This is a genomic window from Rothia halotolerans, from assembly GCF_004136635.1.
Lineage (GTDB): Bacteria > Actinomycetota > Actinomycetes > Actinomycetales > Micrococcaceae > Rothia > Rothia halotolerans.
In genome coordinates, this window is the sequence record NZ_NOIU01000001.1 from 969,413 (window position 1) to 988,103 (window position 18,691).

Genomic DNA, 18,691 nt, shown 5'->3' on the forward strand with positions numbered 1-18,691 from the left:
TGCCCTCACGTCCACTCGGGCTTCTGCCGCTCCGGCCGGGGAGGGAGCAGCGTCAGCACCATGAGGGCGAAGGGCCCCAGGACGGGGATGCAACTGAGGAACCACCAGGGACCGGCCAGGCCGGCGTCGTGCAGACGCCGCCAATGGACGGAGAGGGAGGGGATGAACAGGAAGAGGCTGATCAGCAGCACCGGCAGCGCCACGAAGGCGTTGCTCATGAGGATCTCGTCCATGCGCTCCCGCCGCAGCGCGTAGAGACCGGAGAGCACCATGAACGGCCCCTGGACCCACCAGAACTCGCTCCTGGAGGCGAAGCCCTTGAACTCGAAGTAGTGCTGGAAGAAGCTCCGCCACGCCTGCCTGAGGCTCGCGCGCCGGAGGGCGCTCCGGGGAGGGGTGCGGTAGGCGGTGGAGCTCGGGGACTCTGACATGGAGACGGCCTCGCTTCTCAGTCGGCATCCGGCGTGCGGCTTGCCCTCCCAGCAGATCACACGCGGCACCGCACTTGAACCCCGGGGCCTCGCCGAGCGTCCGACGTCGCCGCCGCTTAGGATGACCCCGTGAGCACCCCCTGGACAGCGACCCGCGAGACCATGGAATTACAAGGACGCGAGCGGACCTTCACGCTCCTCGTCCCGGAGAGCGCGCCCGCGAGCCCGCCGCTGCTCCTGCTCTTCCACGGGTCGCAGCAGTCCTCGCGGGTCTTCCGGAAGTTCACGGCGGGGACCTTCGACGAGCTGGCGGCACGCGCCGGCCTCGTGCTCGCCTACCCGGACGGCGTCGGGCGGCACTTCAACGACGCGCGGCGCGGGGCCGACTTCGAGTGCCGGCGCCTGGGGGTCGACGACGTCGCCTTCACCGCGGGCATCATCCGCCGGCTCGCGCGGACCCACGGGATCGACCGCGAGCGCGTGTACGCCGCCGGCTACTCCAACGGCGGCCAGATGGTCATCCGGCTGCTCCACGACGCGCCCAAGCTGCTCGCGGGCGCGGCCACCCTCGCGGCCACCCAGCCCGCCCCGGAGAACTTCGCCCCGGCGCACCCGCACGCCTCGCCGCATCCCGTGCCACTGCTGGCCGTCCACGGCACCGCCGACCCCCTGGCACCCTACGACGGCGGCGAGGCCAGCCTGTGGGGCGAGCAGTCGCGCGGCCGGGTGCTCTCGGCGCCGGACTCCGCCGCGTACTTCGCGCGCCGCAACGGCCACGAGGGGCCGCCCCGGCTCGAGGAGCGGGGCGAGGGCGTCGTCGTGAGCTCCTGGGCCCAGGAGGGGCGGGCGCCGGTCCAGCTGTGGACGGTCCGCGGGATGGGGCACCTCGTCCCGGCGCCCCACGACCTCCCCGCCTCGCTCGGGCCGGGGACCCGGGCCTTCGTGGCGGCGGAGGCGATCGGCGGGTTCTTCGGGCTCACGGGCCGGGACGGCTGACGACCGCTGCCCGGGGCCGCGCCCGGACCTCCCCTCGGGTCCGATCCCGCCGCCGGGCTCGTCGTCGAGCCGCCCTGATCCGCGCCCCTCCCCCTACGGAACGTGCAGCCGCACCCCGTGGTCGGCGCACCAGCGCGAGAGCTCGGCGTCGTGCCGCTCCGCGACCACGTCGTCCACGTACTCCAGGTCCGTGAGCAGGTAGTAGTCGCGGTAGCCGATCTTGGAGGTGTCCAGGGGCACGACGACGCGCCGGGCCGCGGCGATGGCCGCCTGCTTCACGTGGCTCTCCGCGACGTCGACCGTGAAGATCCCCTGGGGCGAGACCCCGCTGACGCCGATGAAGGCCGTGTCCACGCTGAACCGCCCGAGCGTCTCGATCGTCAGAGCGCCGGTCACCGAGCCCCCGACGGGGTTGTACTCGCCGCCGAGCAGCGTGTGCCGGATCCCCGGCTTCTCCGCCACCGCCATGGCGACGCCGGGTGAGTTGGTCAGGACGTTGATGGTCGTCTGGTGGAGCAGTCCGGAGAGGACCTCGATGGTGGTCCCCGAGTCGAGGAACACGGACTGCCCCTCCTCCACCAGCGTGGCGCAGATCTGCGCGATGGCCCGCTTGGCGTCGATGTTGTGGGCCTTGCGCGCCGCCAGGGTCGACAGCGGGCGGGACTCCACCGCGATCGCGCCGCCGTGGGTGCGCCGCAGCACGCCGTCGCGCTCCAGGGCGGAGAGGTCCTTGCGCAGGGTCGGCTCGCTCACGCCGAAGGGCGCGGTGAGGTCCACCAGTCGGATGCTTCCCTCGCGGCGCACGAGTTCGGCGATCTTATGGCGACGCTGCTCGGCGAAGTCCAGGTGATTGCTCATCGCTCTCCAGGATATCCAAGAGCGCCGCACCGGCACCGGACTTTCGATTGGCTTCCGTTCCCTTCCCTTGTTTTTCGTTTGCTTCCATCATAGGCTCGTTTCGAGCTCAAACGAAAGGAAGCGAGCATGTTCGAGCCGACCCCCACCGCTCCGGCGCCCCGCGTGGCCGCCAGGGAGCTGATCGCGCCGGTCTCCGGGCGCCTGCTGGCCCTCGAGGAGGTCCCCGACCTGCTCTACTCCGAGCGCCATCTGGGGCCCGGCATCGCCGTCGAACCCGGGGACGGCCTCTTCGCCTCGCCGCTGACCGGGACCGTCCGGACGTGCCCCGGCACCCACCACGCCTTCTACCTCGATGCACCGGACGGCACCCAGGTCCTCGTGCACATCGGCGTGGACGCCCACCTCCTGCGCGGGCTGGGCTTCCTCCCGCTGGTCTCCGAGGGGCAGGCGGTACAGGCGGGGCAGGCCCTCTGCCTGGCCGACCTGGAGTACCTGCGCATCGCCGCCCTGCCCACGGTCTGCGCGCTGGTGCTGACCCGGCGGGGCGAGGGGGCGGAGTTCGTGGAGCCGCGGGGGCAGGTAGTGCGGGGACGGACCCGCCTCGGCCGGCTCGCGCTCTGAGACTCAGCCGGCCGCCCAGGTGGGCCTCGCCGCGCCGGACGGTAGAGCCACCCCTACCCCGCGGCGTCGAGCTCCCTCCACTGCGCGCGGGGCCGGATTCGGGGAAGATGAGGAGCATGACGACCAGTATGTGGCGCAAGCTCTCCCGCCCCCTCTACGCCGTCTCGGAGGGGCCCTGGCTCGCTCTGTTCGCGCTGGCCATGCAGCCGTTCCTCGCCTTCGCCGCGCTCATGCTCCTGCTCGCCGTGGTGGGCGGCCTGGGGTCCTACTCCCTCACCAGCCCGCTGATCCTCCTCCTGCCGTTCATCTGCGTCGCGATGATCCCGCTGTTCGGCCTCTGGTACGGCTACATCGAGCGGGGCCGTCTGTGGGTCCTGGGGTTCGACGGCGTCGCGAGCGGCCACGTCCGCCTGCCGCTGCGCCCGTTCTGGACGTGGATCAGGGTGCGATACCGGGAGCCCGCCACCTGGCGCGAGGTGCTGGCCACGGTGATCGGCGGGATCTTCGGCCTGGTCAGCGCGGTGATCCTGATCCTCGAGACCGCGACGGCCGCGGCACTGGCGGCGAGCCTCGTGACCCTAGGGCTCGTGCGCGAGGAGATCCAGTCCAACTACCTCGGCCCCCTCGCACCCCTCGCACCCGACGTCGCCGGCTTCACCCCCGACGAGTGGTGGAAGTTCGCCCTCCTGCTCCTCCTGGCGCTGATCGTCTTCGGCTACCTCAACGGCCTGCTCGCGGCGATCTCCGCCTCGGCCTCCAAGGCGCTGCTCGCCCCGCGCCCCGAGGAGATCCAGCGCCAGATCGAGGGCCTGACGAACTCCCGCGCCCGCATCATGGAGTCCTTCGAGGGGGAGCGCCGCCGCATCGAGCGGGACCTGCACGACGGCGTCCAGCAGGAGCTCGTGAACCTCAGCCTGCGCCTGGGGATGATCGAGCTGGACATCAAGGGCCTCGAGCAGCAGGGGGTCGACGCCGCCGGGGCCCGCGAGCAGCTCACCCTCGCCCAGGAGCAGGCCCGCCACGCCCTGCAGACGCTGCGCAACACCGTCCGCGGCATCTACCCCGCCGTGCTGGAGGACCACGGCCTGCGCGCCGCGCTCGAGGAGCTGGCCAACAACTGCATCCTGCCGGTGGACCTCAGCTACTGCGCCACCACCGTGCTGCCGCAGAACATCGAGAGGACCGCCTACTACGCCGCGAACGAGGGGATCGCCAACGCCCTGAAGCACTCGACCGCCAGCCGGCTGGGGATCACCGCGCACTCGGCCGAGGGGACGCTGCACCTGGAGATCTCCGACAACGGCCAGGGCGGCGCGGACCCGGCGCACGGCAGCGGGATCGCGGGGCTGAACGAGCGGGCGGAGGCCATGGGCGGGACCGTCGTCGTCGACTCGCCCGCCGGAGGCCCGACGACGCTGCGCGTGCGGCTACCCTTGAACCAGGACGAGCGGGTGAACACGCTGCGCTTCTGACGCAGGAGCCCGCCGCCCCGCCGCGGGCTCGGCGCGAGCGTACGCGGCGCCCGACGGCTCCACGAAAGGCGGCTCCACGTGCGCATTGTCCTCGCCGAAGACTCCACCCTCCTGCGGGAGGGGCTGGTCATGGTCCTCAACCGGCTGGGACACGAGGTGGTGCGCCAGGTGGCGGACGCCCCCTCCCTCATCCGCACGGTCGAGGAGGAGGCCGCCGAGGGGGAGGTCGACGTCGTCATCACCGACGTCCGCATGCCCCCGACCAACACCTCCGACGGCCTCCAGGCGGCCCACCGGATCCGGGAGCGGCACCCCGGGATGCCCGTGCTGGTCCTCTCCCAGTACATCGCCGCCGCCTACGCCCGGGAGCTCTTCTCGGAGGACTCGACCGGGCTCGGCTACCTCCTCAAGGACCGGGTGGGCAGGATCGAGGACTTCGCCCGCGCCCTGGAGACCGTCGCGGAGGGCGGGACCGTGATCGACCCCGACGTCGTGAAGCACCTGATGGGCAACGCCGCCGCGGACAGCCGCTCCAGCGCCCTGGAGAGCCTGACCCCGCGGGAGCTGGAGATCCTGGAGCTGATGGCCCAGGGCCGCGCCAACTCGGAGATCGAGCGGGAGCTGTACGTCTCCTCCGCCACGGTCGCCAAGCACATCGGCAACATCTTCGACAAGCTGGGGCTGGACCCCAACGCCGGCAACCGCCGCGTGCGCGCGGTGCTGGCGTTCCTGGGCCGGTGAGCGGCGGCCCGCCGGGCCGGGCCGGTCAGCCGAACTTCTCGGCGAAGTAGGCGCGCACCATCTCGCTGGCCGCCTCCTGGCCCACCATCTGCTCGTCGAAGCCGTGGGATATCACCGCAGCGGAATATGCCCGATCGTCCACGAAGACCACGCCGACCGAGTTGATGTGCCAGGCGCCGGTGTCGTCCTGGATCCAGCCGTTCTTCACATCCACGTCCGTGACGGCCTCGCCCCCCACGGAGTCCCCGATCATCGCGCCCACGCCCCAGTTCTGCGACTCGTCCTCGGGGGTCATGACGCCGGTGAGGAAGGTCATGTCCTCGGGGTCCACCCAGTCGACGCCGTCCACGATCCCCCGCATGATCTGCACCTGGTCCGCGGCCTGGGTCTCGTTGTCCCCCCAGGTGCCGTCGGCGTGCGTGCCCGTGACCCCGAGCAGGTCGTAGGTCTCGTTCAGGTAGTCGGAGGACTTCCGGGCGTCCTCCTCCTCCATCGCCGGGTCCCCTGGCTCCTCGGGCCCCTGCTCCGAGAGGTACTCGCCCTGCACGCCCAGCAGGCGGAACAGCTCGGCGGTCGCGAGGTTGTCGGAGTAGCCCACCGAGCGCTCGATGAGGTCGTGCTGCAGATCGCTCAGCCGGCCGCCCTCCTCGGCTGCCCGGCGCATCGTCGACAGCGCGATGGGCACCTTGACGATGCTCGCCTCGAAGCTCGACTCCTCGGGTGCGAAGCGGTAGAGGGTCCCGGCGTCGTGGTCGAAGACCGCGAGGCTCATCGCGGCCCCGTACTCCTCGGCGATCCCCTCCAGGACGGGACTGATCTCCTCGCCCGCCTCGTCTCCCGGCGCGGCGCCGACGCTGGGCACGGCGTCCTCCTGCCCCTTCCCGCCGCACGCGCTCAGCACGGCGCCGGCCAGCAGCGCGGAGGCGCCGAGGCCCAGGGCGCGACGGCGCCCCATCGACGCTCCGGACGGGGTGCGCTGACTCGCGGCGGGGAGCCGCTCGCCGCCGGGACGGGAGCGCTCGGCGCGAGGGGCCGCAGGGGCCCTGAATTCTTCAGACATGCACCTCAGCCTAGAGATGCGAACCCCGTGGGACCAACCGCTCACGGGTTCGGGCCCCGCGATCCTCGACACATGTCATTCACGGAATACGCCCAGAGAGGGGAGGGTGAACCCGCCGGCGAGGACCGTAAAATGGAGAGCTGAAGAGACGCCGCACCCTGTGGAGCGCCGCCGCGCGGAGGGTGCGGGGCCGTGCCGCACGACCGCATCACCGGGAGGACACCGTGGAGACGCCAGAGGATCCGTTCGGCGACCCGATCGGGCTGTGGGAGGCAGCGGGCGGAGAGGCCGCGGACATGCCGCCCCTCCCGCTCGCGGCCGGCGCGCCGGGCGACGTCGATGGTCCCGAGCCGGCCTCCGGCCCTGCGGCCGAGGCGGGGGCCGTGCAGGGATCCGACCCGGACCCCGCGCTCGGAGTCGAGCCGGGAGGCGTGGCCGAAGCCGCGCCGGGGCCTGCCCCGGACACCCCGCTCCCCGCCCCCGAGGCCCTCCTGGCCCCGGCGCAGGTGCGCGCCTGGCGGCAGTACTTCGAGACCTCGCAGGCGCTGCAGAACAGGCTTGAGGCGCAACTGCGAAAGCACTCGGAGCTGCGGCTCGCCGACTACAACCTCTGCCTCATGCTGCACTCGGCCCCGGACCGGCGGCTCCGCCTGGGGGACCTGGCCCGCGGCATGGTCTTCTCGCCCTCCCGGCTGAGCTACATGGTCAGCACCCTGTGCGGGAAGGGCATCATCCACCGCGTCGAGGACCCGGAGGACCGCCGGGCGACCCTGGCGGAGCTGACGGATCACGGCGTCGAGGTGTTCACCGCCGCCCGGCGGGTCCACCGCCGGCACGTGCACGACCTCTTCTTCCGGCACCTCTCCTCCGAGGAGGTCACCGCCCTGGAGATCCTCTTCTCCCGCATCCACCAGGCTCTGCTGGAGGAGGACTAGCCCTCGCGCTCGGCGCGGCGCAGCTCCTCCCGGTTGCTGGTCACGCTCGAGGCCACCACGTTCAGGGCCAGTCCGATGAGCAGGACCAGCCATCCCAGCACGCCCAGGCCCGTGGAGATGAAGATCGCCGCGAGCAGCAGCAGCACGAGCGAGGTGATGTAGGCGGGGGTGAGGAAGGCTCGGAAGTTCATAGCCCTATTCCATCATGCTTCGCCGCGGCCCGGCGCCTCCGGCCGGGGGTTCTTGTTCCCGGTTCCGCCCTGCCTGGTCAGGGCGATCATGGAGTACATATCGGGGTTGTTGACCGCCGCCATCTGGTCCAGCTGGTGCAGGACCCGGTCCACCGCGGCGGGGTCCACGCCGCGGTCCGAGCGGGCCCGGATCACCTCGTCCTGCGCGGCCGCCAGGGCGTCGTCGCGCACCTGGGCGAAGAGGGCGCGGCGCTCCTTCCGCTCCTTCATCTGGCGCCGGTACGCCTCCTGGTCCTCGACCTCGGAGGGCTTCTTGGGCACCATCCGCCGGTACATCTCGGTCACCGTGGCGACGATCTCGGGCGGGGCCTCGTCCGCCTTGTCCTTGAGGGAGACGAGAGCCGCGCGCTGGGCCCGCTCGAGCAGCCGGCGCTCCTGGCGGTCCTGCCAGTCCTCCCGGCCCAGGCCCAGCATGCGCACCAGCAGAGGGAGGGTCAGGCCGGGGAAGACCATCGTGAACAGCAGCACGACGGCGGCGATCACCAGTCCCTCGGCGTGGAACGGGAAGTCCTCCACCGGCAGCGAGAGCGCGAGCGCCAGCGTGACCAGCCCGCGCATCCCCGCCCACGTCATCACCAGCGACTCGCCGAAGGTGCGCGGCGTCAGCGAGGTCTTGGAGCGGCCCACCTTGCTCAGCGCGGCGATGAGCAGCGTCCAGGCCAGCCGCAGGAGGATCACCACCGCGGAGATGATCACGCCGTGCAGCACCATCTCCCCGATGCGGTCCCCGGCGTCGTCGATCACCTGGCGCAGCTGCAGCCCGATCAGGCCGAAGGCGACGCCGGTCAGCAGCATCTCGACGACCTCCCAGAAGGCCGCGCCGGTCAGGCGGTCCTCGGGCTCCAGGTCGCCCTTGGAGCTGGACATCTGCACGGCCGCGACCACCACGGCGATCACGCCGGAGGCGTGGACCTCCTCGGCGACGATGTACACCGCGAACGGGATGACCAGCGTCAGGGCCGAGCGCCCGACGCCGTGCGCGAGCCGGCGCCGCCCCACCGCGCCGAGCCAGCCCATCAGCAGCCCGACGCCGACCGCGGCGACGGCGGTGTAGACGAACTGGAGTCCCAGGGCCCCGGGGGAGAGGTGGCTGTGGCTGGTGATCGCCGCGAGCGCGGCCTGGAACGCCACGAGGGAGACGGCGTCGTTGAACAGGCCCTCCGTCTGCAGGGTCGCGACGATGCGCCGCGGGATGCCCACGGGCTCGGCGACGGCCTCCACCGCCACCGGGTCGGGCGGGGCGACGGCGGCCCCGATGGCGACCGCGGCGGCGATCGTCATGCCGGGGATGAAGATCATGGAGGTCCAGATCACGGCGAGGATGGTGAGCACCACGAGCACCACCGAGTAGACCACGATGGCGCGCCAGTTGGTGCGGAACATCTGCCAGCTCGCCCGCTGGCCCAGGGCCCAGAGCAGCGGCGGGAGGAAGATCGGCAGGATCAGCTCGGCGTCGAGGGTCACCTCCGGGACGCCGGGGACGAAGATCACAGCGCCCGTGGCGATGGTCAGCAGGACCGGCCAGGGCAGGTTGAAGCGATCGCCCACGCCCACCAGGATCACGGTGGCCAGCAGGATGGCGATGAGTACGATCAGGAATTCCACACTAGGCATGCTACGCAGAAGGAAGCCCTTGCGCGGACAGCGTACGGGGGTTCAGCCCTCCGTGACGCAGGGGTAGCGTCGGAAGACGAGTCATGTCCCCTCGTACAACGGAAGGAATCACCATGGCAGATCTGTCCTCCAAGAAGGTCGCCTTCCTCCTCACCCACGGTGTGGAGCAGGCCGAGCTGACCGAGCCCCGCAAGGCCCTCGACGAGGCGGGCGCGACCACGCGCATCGTCTCCCCCGCCGGCGAGACCCTCACCGCCATGAAGGGCGACTGGGACCACGCCGACACCTTCGACGTCGACGTCGCCCTGGCGGACGCCGATCCGTCCGACTACGACGCCCTGGTCCTGCCCGGCGGCACCGTCAACGCGGACACCATCCGGATCGCCGAGGGCGCCACCGACTTCGTCAAGGCGTTCCTGCGCGAGGGCAAGACCGTGGCGGCCATCTGCCACGGCCCCTGGATCCTCGCCGAGGCCGACGCGCTGCGCGGCCGCTCCCTCACCTCGTTCCAGTCCATCCGGGTGGACCTGCAGAACGCGGGCGCCGAGTGGCAGGACTCGCAGGTCGTGGTGGACAACAACCTGATCACCAGCCGCAACCCCGGCGACCTCGAGGCCTTCAGCACCGAGATCATCAAGGCGCTGAGCTAGGGCTCGACGCCGTCCCCGCCCGGCCCCCGCCGGCTCCCCGCGCGCCACGGCGCCGGAGGGGCCGGCGGGGGCCTTCGCATGGCTAGACTCGTGGGGTGGCCCTGACCCGCGAGCGCATCCTCGAGACCGCCCTGGAGATCCTGAGCGCCTACGGCCTCGGGGACCTCTCCATGCGCCGGCTCGCCGCGGAGCTCGACGTCGCCCCCGGTGCGTTGTACTACCACGTCAGGAACAAGCAGGAGCTGCTGGCCCAGCTGGCCCACCGCCTGCTGGAGACCGGGCCGGGCCGGCCTCCCCGCGCCGCCGCGGCCGCCTCCCGGCCCGCTGCGCCGGCATCCGGCACCCGCACCGCCGAGCCGGAGCCCGCCTCCCCCGCCGCCGAGCCGGTCCTCCCCCCTGGCTCCCCGCCCGCGGCCCGCCGCGCGGCCGAGGCGGCCCTGGAGCGCGCCCTGGCCGTGCGCGCGAGCCTGGCGGGCATCCCCGACGCCGCCGACGTCGTCTCCCTCGCGATGGCCCTCCGCCCCGAGGCGGTGCCGCCCCTGGGCGCCGTCGCCGCGGCCCTGGAGTCCGCCGGCCTCGCGGCCGAGCGCGCCGGCTGGGCGGCGCGGACGGTCCTGTACACGGTGCTCGGCTTCGTGGGCGAGGAGCAGAGCCGGGCCCAGGCCGCCCCTGGGACGTCCCCGGCCGAGGTCGGGAACCCCTCCACCCAGGTCATGGGAGCCTCCGCCGAGGCCTGTGCCTTCGGAGTGCGCGCGGTGCTGAGGGGCCTGTTCCTCTAAACTGTGGTGATGTGCGCCGTCCGAGCGCGTGCCGGGGGCGCGCCGCTGACGCCGGCCGGCGCGCGGACGCATCCCGCCACCGCCAGAAAAGAGCTCTCCAGCATGTCCGACGCCCACGTCGCAGCCCACTGGGCCGCATTGCCGGACCACACCGCCCAGGTGGAGGCCCTCCGCCGAGAGTTCGCGGCCCGCTACGGGCAGGAGCCGGACGGCGTCTGGTCGGCCCCCGGGAGGCTGAACCTGCTGGGCGAGTACGTCGACTTCAACGGCGGTTCCTGCATGCCGACGCCGCTGCCGTACCGGACGCTCGTCGCGGGCCGGCTGCGCCGCGACGGGGTGCTGCACGCCGAGTCGCTGCAGATGGAGGACCCCGCCGAGGCCAGGGTCCCCGAGCTCTCCCCGGACGGGGTCTCCGGGTGGTTCGCCTACGTGGGCGGCGTGGCCTGGGCGATGAATCAGCAGGGCGGGGCGGACATCGCCCTGCCCGCCGACTTCGGCGCCGACCTGCTCATCGACTCCACGGTCCCCGTGGGCGGCGGCCTCTCCTCCTCGGCGGCCCTGCTCTCGGCGACGGCGCTCGCCCTCCTGGAGCTCTCCTGCCCCCTGCGGGCAGCCGCCGCGCTGGTCCCGCTGCCGGTGGGCGGCTGCGGCCCGGACAACGACGCGCTGCGCGCCCGCCTCGCCGCCGTCAGCATGGACGCGGAGAACCGCGTCGCCGGCGCCCGCACCGGGGGGCTCGACCACACGGCCGCGCTGCGCTCGCTGCCGGGCGAGGCGCTGGTCATCGACTTCCGCGACCTCTCGATCGAGGCGGTGCACATCGACGCCTCCGGGGCCGGGCTGAAGTTCCTGGTCATCGACACCCGCGCGCCGCACGACCTCGCCGACGGCCAGTACTCGCGGCGCCGTCAGGCCTGTGAGGACGTCACGCGCGCCGCGGGCGTGGAGAACCTGCGCGCCCTGCTGCCCGCCCGCATCGCCTTCCCGGAGCTCGACGCCGCCGCGGCCCGGACCGCGCGGCACCGCGTCGTCGAGGAGACCCTGGACCGCTGCGCGGCCGAGCCGGCCATCCGCGACTCGGTCGGCGAGGAGACCCTGCGGTCGTGGATCCGGCACGTGTTCACGGACATGGTGCTGGTCGAGCGGGCCCGCGCCCTGTTCACCGACCGCCTGCCCGTCACCGCGGACACGTGGACCGAGCTCGGCGAGCTGTTCACCGAGTCCCACGCCTCGATGCGCGACGACCTGGGAGCCTCCCGCGAGGAGCTCGACGTCGCCGTGCGGACCTGCCTCGAGCAGGGCGCGCTGGGCGCGCGGCTGGTGGGCGGCGGCTTCGGCGGAGCGGTGCTCGCGCTGGTCGAGGAGGACCGCCTGGAGCCGACGGCGCAGGCCGTGGCCGACGCCTTCGCCGACCGCGGCTTCGCCAGCCCGGTCTTCCTCCCCCTGGCCCCCGGCCGGCCGGCGGACCGGGACGCCTGAGCCCGAGCCGTATCCGGCGCGGCGACCGCGCCGGGTGCCCGGGCGCGGCCGCCCGCGCGCACATCGCACCCCCGCCGCTCCATCCCCTCGCTCCGCTGCGGGCGGACACCGGAATACTTCCGTCCTCCGCTAGGTTCTCCCTGTCGACAGATACGTGATGTGGAAAGGAAAATTCGGTGTCCTACTCGCAGCTCTTCCGCCCCCTGACCCTGCGGAAGCTGGATCTGAAGAACAGGGCCCTGGTCGCCCCCATGTGCCAGTACTCGGCCGCGGCCGACGGCGTCCCCACCGACTGGCACCTCATGCACCTGGGATCCTTCGCCACCGGCGGCTTCTCCCTGGTGCTCGCCGAGGCGACCGCCGTGGTGCCCGAGGGCCGCATCTCCCCGCGCGACCTGGGGCTGTGGGACGACGAGCAGGCCGAGGCCTTCGCCCGGATCGCCGACTTCGTCCACGAGCACGGCGAGGGCGCGAAGTTCGGCATCCAGCTGGCGCACGCGGGCCGCAAGGGCTCGACCACCGGCGACCTCCCGGGCCTGTCCGGCGGTCCGCTGACCGAGGACGACGGCGCGTGGCGGACCCTCGCCCCGACCGAGGAGCCCTTCGGCGGCTTCCCCGCCCCGCACGCCCTGACCGAGGAGGAGATCGAGGAGACGGTCGAGGCGTTCGCAGCCTCCGCGCGCCGGGCCGTGGAGGCCGGCGTCGACACCGTCCAGATCCACGCGGCCCACGGCTACCTGCTGCACGAGTTCCTGCAGCGCCGCGTCAACACCCGCTCCGACCGCTGGGGCGGCGAGAGCCTCGAGGACCGCATGCGCTTCCCGCTGCGCGTGGTCGAGGCGGTGCGCGGCGCGCTGCCGGAGCACATGCCGCTGCTGCTGCGCGTCTCCGCCGTGGACTGGCGCGAGCCGGCGGACACCGAGCAGGGCCGGGCCGCCAACGCCGAGGACCTGGCGGACATCACCGAGTTCGTGGCCCGCGCGCGGGACCTCGGGGTGGACATGGTGGACGTCTCCTCGGGCGGCAACCTCGCCGCGCCGCAGGTGCGCCCCGGGCCCGGCTACCAGACCGCCTTCGCCGAGCACGTCCGCCGGGAGACCGGCGTGCCCACCAGCGCCGTCGGGATCATCACCGACGCCGTGCAGGCCGAGCACATCCTCTCCTCCGGGCAGGCCGACGCCGTGAGCGTGGGCCGCGAGGCGCTCCGCGACCCGCGCTGGGCCCTGAACGCCGCGCTGACCCTGGGCCAGGAGACCGCCTGGCCCGGGCAGTACGCCCGCGCCCGCCGCTGACCGGCGCGCCCCGAGCCGAGGCACGACGCCGCCCGTCCCTCCCTCCGAGGGGCGGGCGGCGTCGTCGTTCTCCCGTTCCGCCCAGCCCCCCTCAGGACACGTGGACCACGGGCCTCCGCGCCTCGTCAGGCTCCGCCCGGCGCAGCACCTCGTGCGCGGTCGGCGCGATCTGCCCCTGCCCGAAGAGCAGGAAGTCCAGCATGTTGCGCAGCGGCGCCCCGGTGCTCCAGTCCAGGTAGAGGTGCGGGACCTGCCCCGTCATGTCCCGGATCCTCAGCGCGAGCGCCGCGAGGTCGTTGGGCACCGTGGCGCCGCTGACCTCCAGCACCCCGTACCGGCCGACCCTGCGCCCCATCACCCGCAGCTCGCTGCGGAACTCGGAGGGGTCCTCGATGCTCACCTCCACGAACAGGATGTTCCTCTCCGCGCCGATCTTGTGGGAGCGCCCCTCCCGCCGCCGCTTCTCGAGGTAGTCCGCCAGGGTGCAGTTGTCCGGCTTGTGGGCGATCAGGTGCAGGGGCCGGCCCGGATGCGCCGCGACGAGCTCCTCGGCCGCGGCGTCGAAGGTCACCGACGTCGTCCGCAGCTCGTAGGAGCGCGCCCACCGAGAGAGCAGCGAGACCGTGAGGATGCCGGCGATGAAGACCAGGGCGATCCGCAGGCCGTCCGGCCGCTCGATCATGTTGGCGACCGTGATGTACACGAAGGTGGTGGCCACCGCGCCGTAGAACAGGAACCGGCCGCGCTGCCCGGCGATCCTGGCCGACAGCGTCACCGCGACGCCGGCGCTGGTGATCAGCACCAGCACCCCGGTGGCGTAGGCGCCGCCCTGGGCCTCGACGTCGGCGTCGAAGACGAGCGTGACCGCCACGGCCACCGCGAGGAACACGAGCACCAGCGGGCGGGAGGCCCGTGCCCACTCGGGCGCCATGCCGTAGCGCGGCAGGTAGCGTGGCACCAGGTTGAGCAGCCCGGCCATCGCGGAGGCGCCGGCGAACCAGAGGATCAGGATCGTCGAGACGTCGTAGACGCTGCCGAAGGCCTCGCCCAGCAGCTCGTGGGCCAGGTACGCCAGCGCCCTCCCGTTCGCCTCCCCGCCGGGCCCGAACTGCTCCTGCGGGATGAGCACGGTGGTGACCAGCGAGGAGCCGGCCAGCAGCACGGACATGGTCACGGCGGCCGTGCTCAGCAGCCGGCCCGCACCCCGGATCCGCGCGCGCGTCCTCGCCACCGGGGTCCCGCCGGCACCCCGGATCTGGGGCATCACGACGACGCCGGTCTCGAACCCGGAGAGCCCCAGGGCCAGCTTGGGGAACACGAGCAGCACCAAGGCGACGGCGAGCCACGGGCTGCCGTGCGAGGACAGGGCCGCGCTCGACCACCCCGCGAGCAGCCCCGGCTGCGCCGCGATCCGCAGCCCGGCCGCCGCGAGCACGACGACGTTGAGCAGCAGGTACGCCCCCACCAGCCACACCGCCAGGTTGATGGTCTCCCTGAATCCGCGGAGGAACACCGCCCCGAGCAGCGCCAGCAGCCCGAGGGTCAGGAGCACCTGATGCCCGTGGAGGCCGGCGGGGACGAAGGGGTTGGCCTCGATGTGCGCGGCGGCGTCGGCGGTGGACAGCGTCATGGTGATCATGAAGTCGGTGACCGTGAAGCCCAGCAGCACCAGCACGAAGAGCTTGGCCGACCACCGGGAGAGCAGGCGCTCCAGCATGCGGATGGAGCCCGCCCCCTGTGGGGACTCGCGGGCCACCCGGAGGTAGATCGGCAGCGCCGCGCCCAGGGTCACCGCGACCAGCACCAGGGTCGCCACCGGCGAGAGCAGCCCGGCGGCGAGCGCGGCGAGCGCCGGCTGGTAGCCGAGGGTGGAGAAGTAGTCGACGCCGGACAGGCACATGACCTTCCACCAGGGGTGGCCCCGCCGGTCGGCCGGTCGGCGGCCGTGCGGGCCCTGGAGGTCCCCGTGCACCGAGGACTCCTCGGAGAGGAACCAGGAGCGGAGGCGCTGCGAGCGCGGATGCGAGGCGTGCGGCCCGGGGCTCTGCGTCCCGGAGGAGCGGGTCTCGCCAGACAGGATGGTGCCCATCGTGACGTGTCCTTCACTGACCAAGGGGCACCGGTGGGCGCCCATAGAGAACATACACCCGGACGCCGGGGAGAGGGCCCCTTCCGGGAGGCTATTTCCGCCGCCGTTTTGAGCCAACCGTGAACAACCGCCGCGTACGGCCCCGAGGCGGTTCACAGGCCCCGGCGTCTCGCATAATGTGAGGGTCAGGAGGCGGCCCCCTCCCGGCATGGATCCGGGTAGCACAGGCTAGGGGCTGCCGATGAGGAAAGGAGAGCCCATGGGTATCGAAGACAAGGCAGAGAACAAGGCACAGGATGCCTCCGGCACCGCCAAGGAAAAGGTCGGCGAGGCCGTGGGCAACGACGATCTGAAGAACGAGGGCAAGGCCGATCAGATCAGCTCCGCCGTCAAGGACGGAGCGGAGAAGGTCAAGGACGCCGCGCGGAACCTCGGTGACAAGTTCACCAAGTAGTACCGCAGGCGCCTGACGCCCGACGTGCCCGTGGCGGGTCACCTCCAGGTGACCCGCCACGGGTGTTTTAAGCGCCCCGCCCGCCCGCGCCCGCATCCTCAAAGCCCAAACCTGCGGCCCACGGCCCACGGCCCACGGCCCACGGCTGACCTCAACCCACGACCGCCAGACCCCAGGAGACCCATGAACCAGCAGCCCTCCGCCGAAGCACCCAGCCGCCCCGCCCTGAATCGCGACACCCGCGTGTGCATCTCGCTGGCGGGGCGCCCCAGCAACCACGGGACGTTCTTCCACAACCACCTGTACGAGAAGTACGGCCTGGACTACCTCTACAAGTCGATGACCACCGAGGACGTCGAGGGCGCCGTCCGCGGCGTCCGCGCCCTGGGCATCCGGGGCTGCTCGGTCTCCATGCCGTTCAAGCAGGCGGTGATCCCCCTGGTGGACGAGGTGGACCACTCCGCAGGGGTCATCGGCGCGGTCAACACGATCGTCAACGACGCCGGCCGGCTGACCGCGTACAACACCGACGTGATCGCGGTGGCCTCGCTGCTGCGCACCCACCGCGTGGACCCGGCGTCGAGCTTCGTGCTGCGCGGCTCGGGCGGGATGGCCCGGGCCGTGGCCGGGGCGCTGCACGACGCCGGGTTCACCCGCGGCACCGTCGTGGCGCGCAACGAGCGCACCGGCCCCGAGATCGCGCGCCGGTACGGCTTCGAGTGGGCGGCGAGCGCCGAGGGTCTGCGCGCCGACCTGCTCGTCAACGTCACCCCCGTGGGGATGGAGGGAGGTCCCGAGCAGGAGGAGCTCTCCTTCTCCGCGGAGGCGATCGACGCCGCGCAGGTGGTGTTCGACGTCGTCGCCATGCCCGCGGAGACCCCGCTGGTCCTCCGCGCCCGCGCGGCGGGGAAGGAGACGATCACCGGCAGCGAGGTCGCGGCCCTGCAGGCCGCGGAGCAGTTCGCGCTCTACACCGGGGTCCGCCCCTCGCCCGAGGACGTGGACGAGGCGGAGGAGGCCACGCGACGACGCGGAGCGTGAGAGCCGGGATGAATGCCCGAAGGGTGAATGACAAGGAACCGCGCTCTTCCACCCGACGGGATGATCCCCACCCCGTGCACAGAGTTATCCACAAGTGTGGGTAACAGCGGGGGATAACTCGCGACGCATACGCCGGCAACCCCGATATTCCGGGGCCGTTCGGTATCCACAGCCTTATTAACAGCTGTGGAGTTACAGCCCTGTAGTTATGAACACCTGTGGGTTAAGCCTGTGGATAACGCGGACGGGCCCGGAGATTCCTGTAATCACAAGAATCTCCGGGCCCGTTCCGCTCCCTTCCGGAGCGGCCGTCCGCCGGCCGGGGCCGATCTCACCGCCGGGAGGCGCCCCGCCCGCTGCGACGGCGCCCTCTCGCGGCGAGCTCGAAGAGCCAGGCGACCAGCGCCCCCACCACGAGGCCGCCGATGTGGGCCTGCCACGCGATGCCCGGCACCACGAAGCCGAAGACGAGGTTCACCGCGATGAGGATGACCAGCGCGCGGGTGTCCCCGCCGCGGAACCGGGTCCAGGCGAAGAACGCCCCGAAGAGCCCGAAGACGCCGCCGGAGGCCCCCAGCACCAGGGTGTAGGGCGGGGAGAGCAGCAGCACCGCCGCCGAGCCTCCCAGGACGGAGAGCAGGAAGACGGCGAGGAACCGCCATCTGCCCATCCGCGGCTCGAGAGCCTGTCCGAAGATGTACAGCGAGTACATGTTCAGCAGGATGTGCGCGATCCCCGCGTGGACGAATCCGCTGGTGAGCATGCGCCAGGGCTCCGACGCCGTGAGCACCGGGATGTACGCCAGCTCCCGCGTCACCAGCTGGTTCGGCAGCAGCCACTGCAGGACGAAGACCACGAGGTTGACCGCGATCAGCGTCCACGTCACGGGCAGGGCGCCGGCCCGCGGGAAGAGGGAGCTCCTGCCCCGGACTCCCCCGCCCCGGCGCTCGGCCTCCAGGCGCGCCTGGCGGGCGCAGTCGACGCACTGCACGCCCACCGGCGCCTGCACCTGGCAGCGGGGGCAAGCCGGCCGGTGGCACCGGGAGCAGCTCACGTAGGCCACCGTGTCCGGATGCCGGGGGCAGACCGGCCGTTCGCCGCCCTGCTCCTCGTCGGCGCGCTGCCCGTAGCGGGGAGGTTCCTGATCCATGTCTCTCCTGTGCTGTGTGCTCGTGGCGCGGGGTGTGCGGGCCCGCGATACACCTGAGGCCCACTCGCGCGGGGCGAGTGGGCCTCAGGTGAGGGTGTAGGCGTCCGAGACTGCCGGTCAGGCCTGCTCGACGTCGATCGAGGAGATCACGACGTCCTCGACCGGGCGGTCCATCATGCCGGTGGCGACGCCCTCGATGGCGTCGACGACCTTCTTGGACTCGTCGTCGGCGACCTCGCCGAAGATGGTGTGCTTGCCCTGCAGCCAGGTGGTCGGGATCGTGGTGATGAAGAACTGCGAGCCGTTGGTCCCCTTGCCGCCGCGGGTGCCGGCGTTGGCCATGGCCAGCTTGTAGGGCTCGTTGAAGTTCAGGTCGGGGCTGATCTCGTCGTCGAACTGGTAGCCCGGGCCGCCGGTCCCCTGGCCCAGCGGGTCGCCGCCCTGGATCATGAAGTCGCGGATGATGCGGTGGAAGATCACGCCGTCGTACAGCGGGGTGCCGGTCTTCTTCTCGCCGCTCTTCGGGTCGACCCATTCCTGCGAACCGTCGGCGAGGCCGATGAAGTTCTGCACCGTCTTGGGAGCGTGGTTGCCGTACAGGTTGACGGCGATGTCTCCGTGGTTGGTGTGGATGGTGGCTTTGGCAGTGGGGATGGCAGTCATGGCGCTATTTTCACACGGGCTCGCGCGCGGTCCCAAGACCGTTCCGCCTTCAGTGAAAACAAGGGGGCGATACCGGAGCAAAGACAGACCCGGCCGTGCCGCCCATCATATGGTG

General features: G+C 72.2%; 19 protein-coding genes. 11 read left to right on the plus strand and 8 right to left on the minus strand.

From position 1 onward, the window contains the following. Positions 1 to 5: 5 nt before the first annotated feature. Complete coding sequence (locus EWV39_RS04475; protein WP_129657060.1) at positions 6 to 431, minus strand: DUF805 domain-containing protein; 426 nt, start codon at positions 429 to 431, stop codon at positions 6 to 8. 129 nt (positions 432 to 560) lie between these two features. On the opposite strand from EWV39_RS04475, the gene EWV39_RS04480 reads away from it, so the two are divergent. Further along, on the plus strand, positions 561 to 1,427 hold the full coding sequence (locus EWV39_RS04480) for a CE1 family esterase (protein ID WP_202864885.1): 867 nt from the start codon (positions 561 to 563) through the stop codon (positions 1,425 to 1,427). A 93-nt stretch (positions 1,428 to 1,520) separates the two neighbouring features. Here the strand turns inward: EWV39_RS04480 and EWV39_RS04485 are convergent, their stop codons facing one another. Continuing rightward, positions 1,521 to 2,285 carry a DeoR/GlpR family DNA-binding transcription regulator gene (locus EWV39_RS04485; protein WP_129657062.1) on the minus strand — a complete coding sequence of 255 codons (765 nt, stop codon included), beginning with the start codon at positions 2,283 to 2,285 and terminating at the stop codon, positions 1,521 to 1,523. A 126-nt stretch (positions 2,286 to 2,411) separates the two neighbouring features. Between EWV39_RS04485 and EWV39_RS04490 the strand changes: the two genes are divergently transcribed. The 3 genes from EWV39_RS04490 (at position 2,412) to EWV39_RS04500 (ending at position 5,119) form a co-directional block, all read left to right on the plus strand. Beyond that, entirely contained in the window at positions 2,412 to 2,906 is a 495-nt protein-coding gene (locus tag EWV39_RS04490) for a PTS sugar transporter subunit IIA (RefSeq protein WP_129657064.1), read from the plus strand. A gap of 116 nt (positions 2,907 to 3,022) precedes the next feature. Then, positions 3,023 to 4,378, plus strand: a complete 1,356-nt coding sequence (locus EWV39_RS04495) for a sensor histidine kinase (protein WP_165313137.1) — start codon at positions 3,023 to 3,025, stop codon at positions 4,376 to 4,378. Positions 4,379 to 4,456: 78 nt separating this feature from the next. After that, complete coding sequence (locus tag EWV39_RS04500) at positions 4,457 to 5,119, plus strand: response regulator transcription factor (RefSeq protein ID WP_129657068.1); 663 nt, start codon at positions 4,457 to 4,459, stop codon at positions 5,117 to 5,119. Between the two features lie 25 nt (positions 5,120 to 5,144). On the opposite strand, the gene EWV39_RS04505 is transcribed toward EWV39_RS04500, so the two are convergent. Beyond that, positions 5,145 to 6,179 carry a serine hydrolase gene (locus EWV39_RS04505; RefSeq protein WP_129657070.1) on the minus strand — a complete coding sequence of 345 codons (1,035 nt, stop codon included), beginning with the start codon at positions 6,177 to 6,179 and terminating at the stop codon, positions 5,145 to 5,147. 224 nt (positions 6,180 to 6,403) lie between these two features. On the opposite strand from EWV39_RS04505, the gene EWV39_RS04510 reads away from it, so the two are divergent. Then, a complete protein-coding gene (locus EWV39_RS04510; protein ID WP_129657072.1) occupies positions 6,404 to 7,114 on the plus strand; it encodes a MarR family winged helix-turn-helix transcriptional regulator in 711 nt (236 codons plus the stop codon). Here EWV39_RS04510 and EWV39_RS04515 read toward each other — a convergent pair. Continuing rightward, positions 7,111 to 7,305 carry a hypothetical protein gene (locus EWV39_RS04515; protein WP_129657074.1) on the minus strand — a complete coding sequence of 65 codons (195 nt, stop codon included), beginning with the start codon at positions 7,303 to 7,305 and terminating at the stop codon, positions 7,111 to 7,113. The genes EWV39_RS04510 and EWV39_RS04515 overlap by 4 nt on opposite strands. Positions 7,306 to 7,317: 12 nt before the next feature. Continuing rightward, positions 7,318 to 8,970, minus strand: coding sequence for a Na+/H+ antiporter (locus EWV39_RS04520; RefSeq protein ID WP_129657076.1), 1,653 nt, complete (start codon positions 8,968 to 8,970; stop codon positions 7,318 to 7,320). Positions 8,971 to 9,092: 122 nt separating this feature from the next. Between EWV39_RS04520 and EWV39_RS04525 the strand changes: the two genes are divergently transcribed. The 4 genes from EWV39_RS04525 to EWV39_RS04540 all read left to right on the plus strand — a co-directional run bounded on the left by EWV39_RS04525 (position 9,093) and on the right by EWV39_RS04540 (position 13,179). Then, the gene (locus EWV39_RS04525) at positions 9,093 to 9,629 is read left to right on the plus strand and encodes a type 1 glutamine amidotransferase domain-containing protein (protein WP_129657078.1); all 537 of its coding nucleotides are present in this window, start codon (positions 9,093 to 9,095) and stop codon (positions 9,627 to 9,629) included. Between the two features lie 95 nt (positions 9,630 to 9,724). Further along, entirely contained in the window at positions 9,725 to 10,408 is a 684-nt protein-coding gene (locus EWV39_RS13890; protein WP_193554677.1) for a TetR/AcrR family transcriptional regulator, read from the plus strand. 102 nt (positions 10,409 to 10,510) lie between these two features. Continuing rightward, entirely contained in the window at positions 10,511 to 11,887 is a 1,377-nt protein-coding gene (locus EWV39_RS04535; RefSeq protein WP_129657080.1) for a galactokinase, read from the plus strand. A 176-nt stretch (positions 11,888 to 12,063) separates the two neighbouring features. Next, the gene (locus EWV39_RS04540) at positions 12,064 to 13,179 is read left to right on the plus strand and encodes an NADH:flavin oxidoreductase/NADH oxidase (protein ID WP_129657082.1); all 1,116 of its coding nucleotides are present in this window, start codon (positions 12,064 to 12,066) and stop codon (positions 13,177 to 13,179) included. A 91-nt stretch (positions 13,180 to 13,270) separates the two neighbouring features. Here the strand turns inward: EWV39_RS04540 and EWV39_RS04545 are convergent, their stop codons facing one another. Beyond that, positions 13,271 to 15,268 carry an APC family permease gene (locus tag EWV39_RS04545; protein ID WP_129657084.1) on the minus strand — a complete coding sequence of 666 codons (1,998 nt, stop codon included), beginning with the start codon at positions 15,266 to 15,268 and terminating at the stop codon, positions 13,271 to 13,273. A 259-nt stretch (positions 15,269 to 15,527) separates the two neighbouring features. Here EWV39_RS04545 and EWV39_RS04550 point away from each other — a divergent pair, with 259 nt between their 5' ends. Then, positions 15,528 to 15,722, plus strand: a complete 195-nt coding sequence (locus EWV39_RS04550; protein ID WP_129657086.1) for a CsbD family protein — start codon at positions 15,528 to 15,530, stop codon at positions 15,720 to 15,722. Positions 15,723 to 15,905: 183 nt separating this feature from the next. Next, on the plus strand, positions 15,906 to 16,763 hold the full coding sequence (locus EWV39_RS04555; RefSeq protein WP_129657088.1) for a shikimate 5-dehydrogenase: 858 nt from the start codon (positions 15,906 to 15,908) through the stop codon (positions 16,761 to 16,763). Positions 16,764 to 17,094: 331 nt separating this feature from the next. Here the strand turns inward: EWV39_RS04555 and EWV39_RS04560 are convergent, their stop codons facing one another. Together EWV39_RS04560 and EWV39_RS04565 are read right to left on the minus strand one after the other, a co-directional pair. Further along, complete coding sequence (locus EWV39_RS04560) at positions 17,095 to 17,913, minus strand: rhomboid family intramembrane serine protease (protein WP_129657090.1); 819 nt, start codon at positions 17,911 to 17,913, stop codon at positions 17,095 to 17,097. Positions 17,914 to 18,030: 117 nt separating this feature from the next. Beyond that, positions 18,031 to 18,576 (minus strand): peptidylprolyl isomerase, encoded by a 546-nt coding sequence (locus EWV39_RS04565; RefSeq protein WP_129657092.1) that lies wholly within the window; start codon positions 18,574 to 18,576, stop codon positions 18,031 to 18,033. Positions 18,577 to 18,691 lie beyond the last annotated feature (115 nt).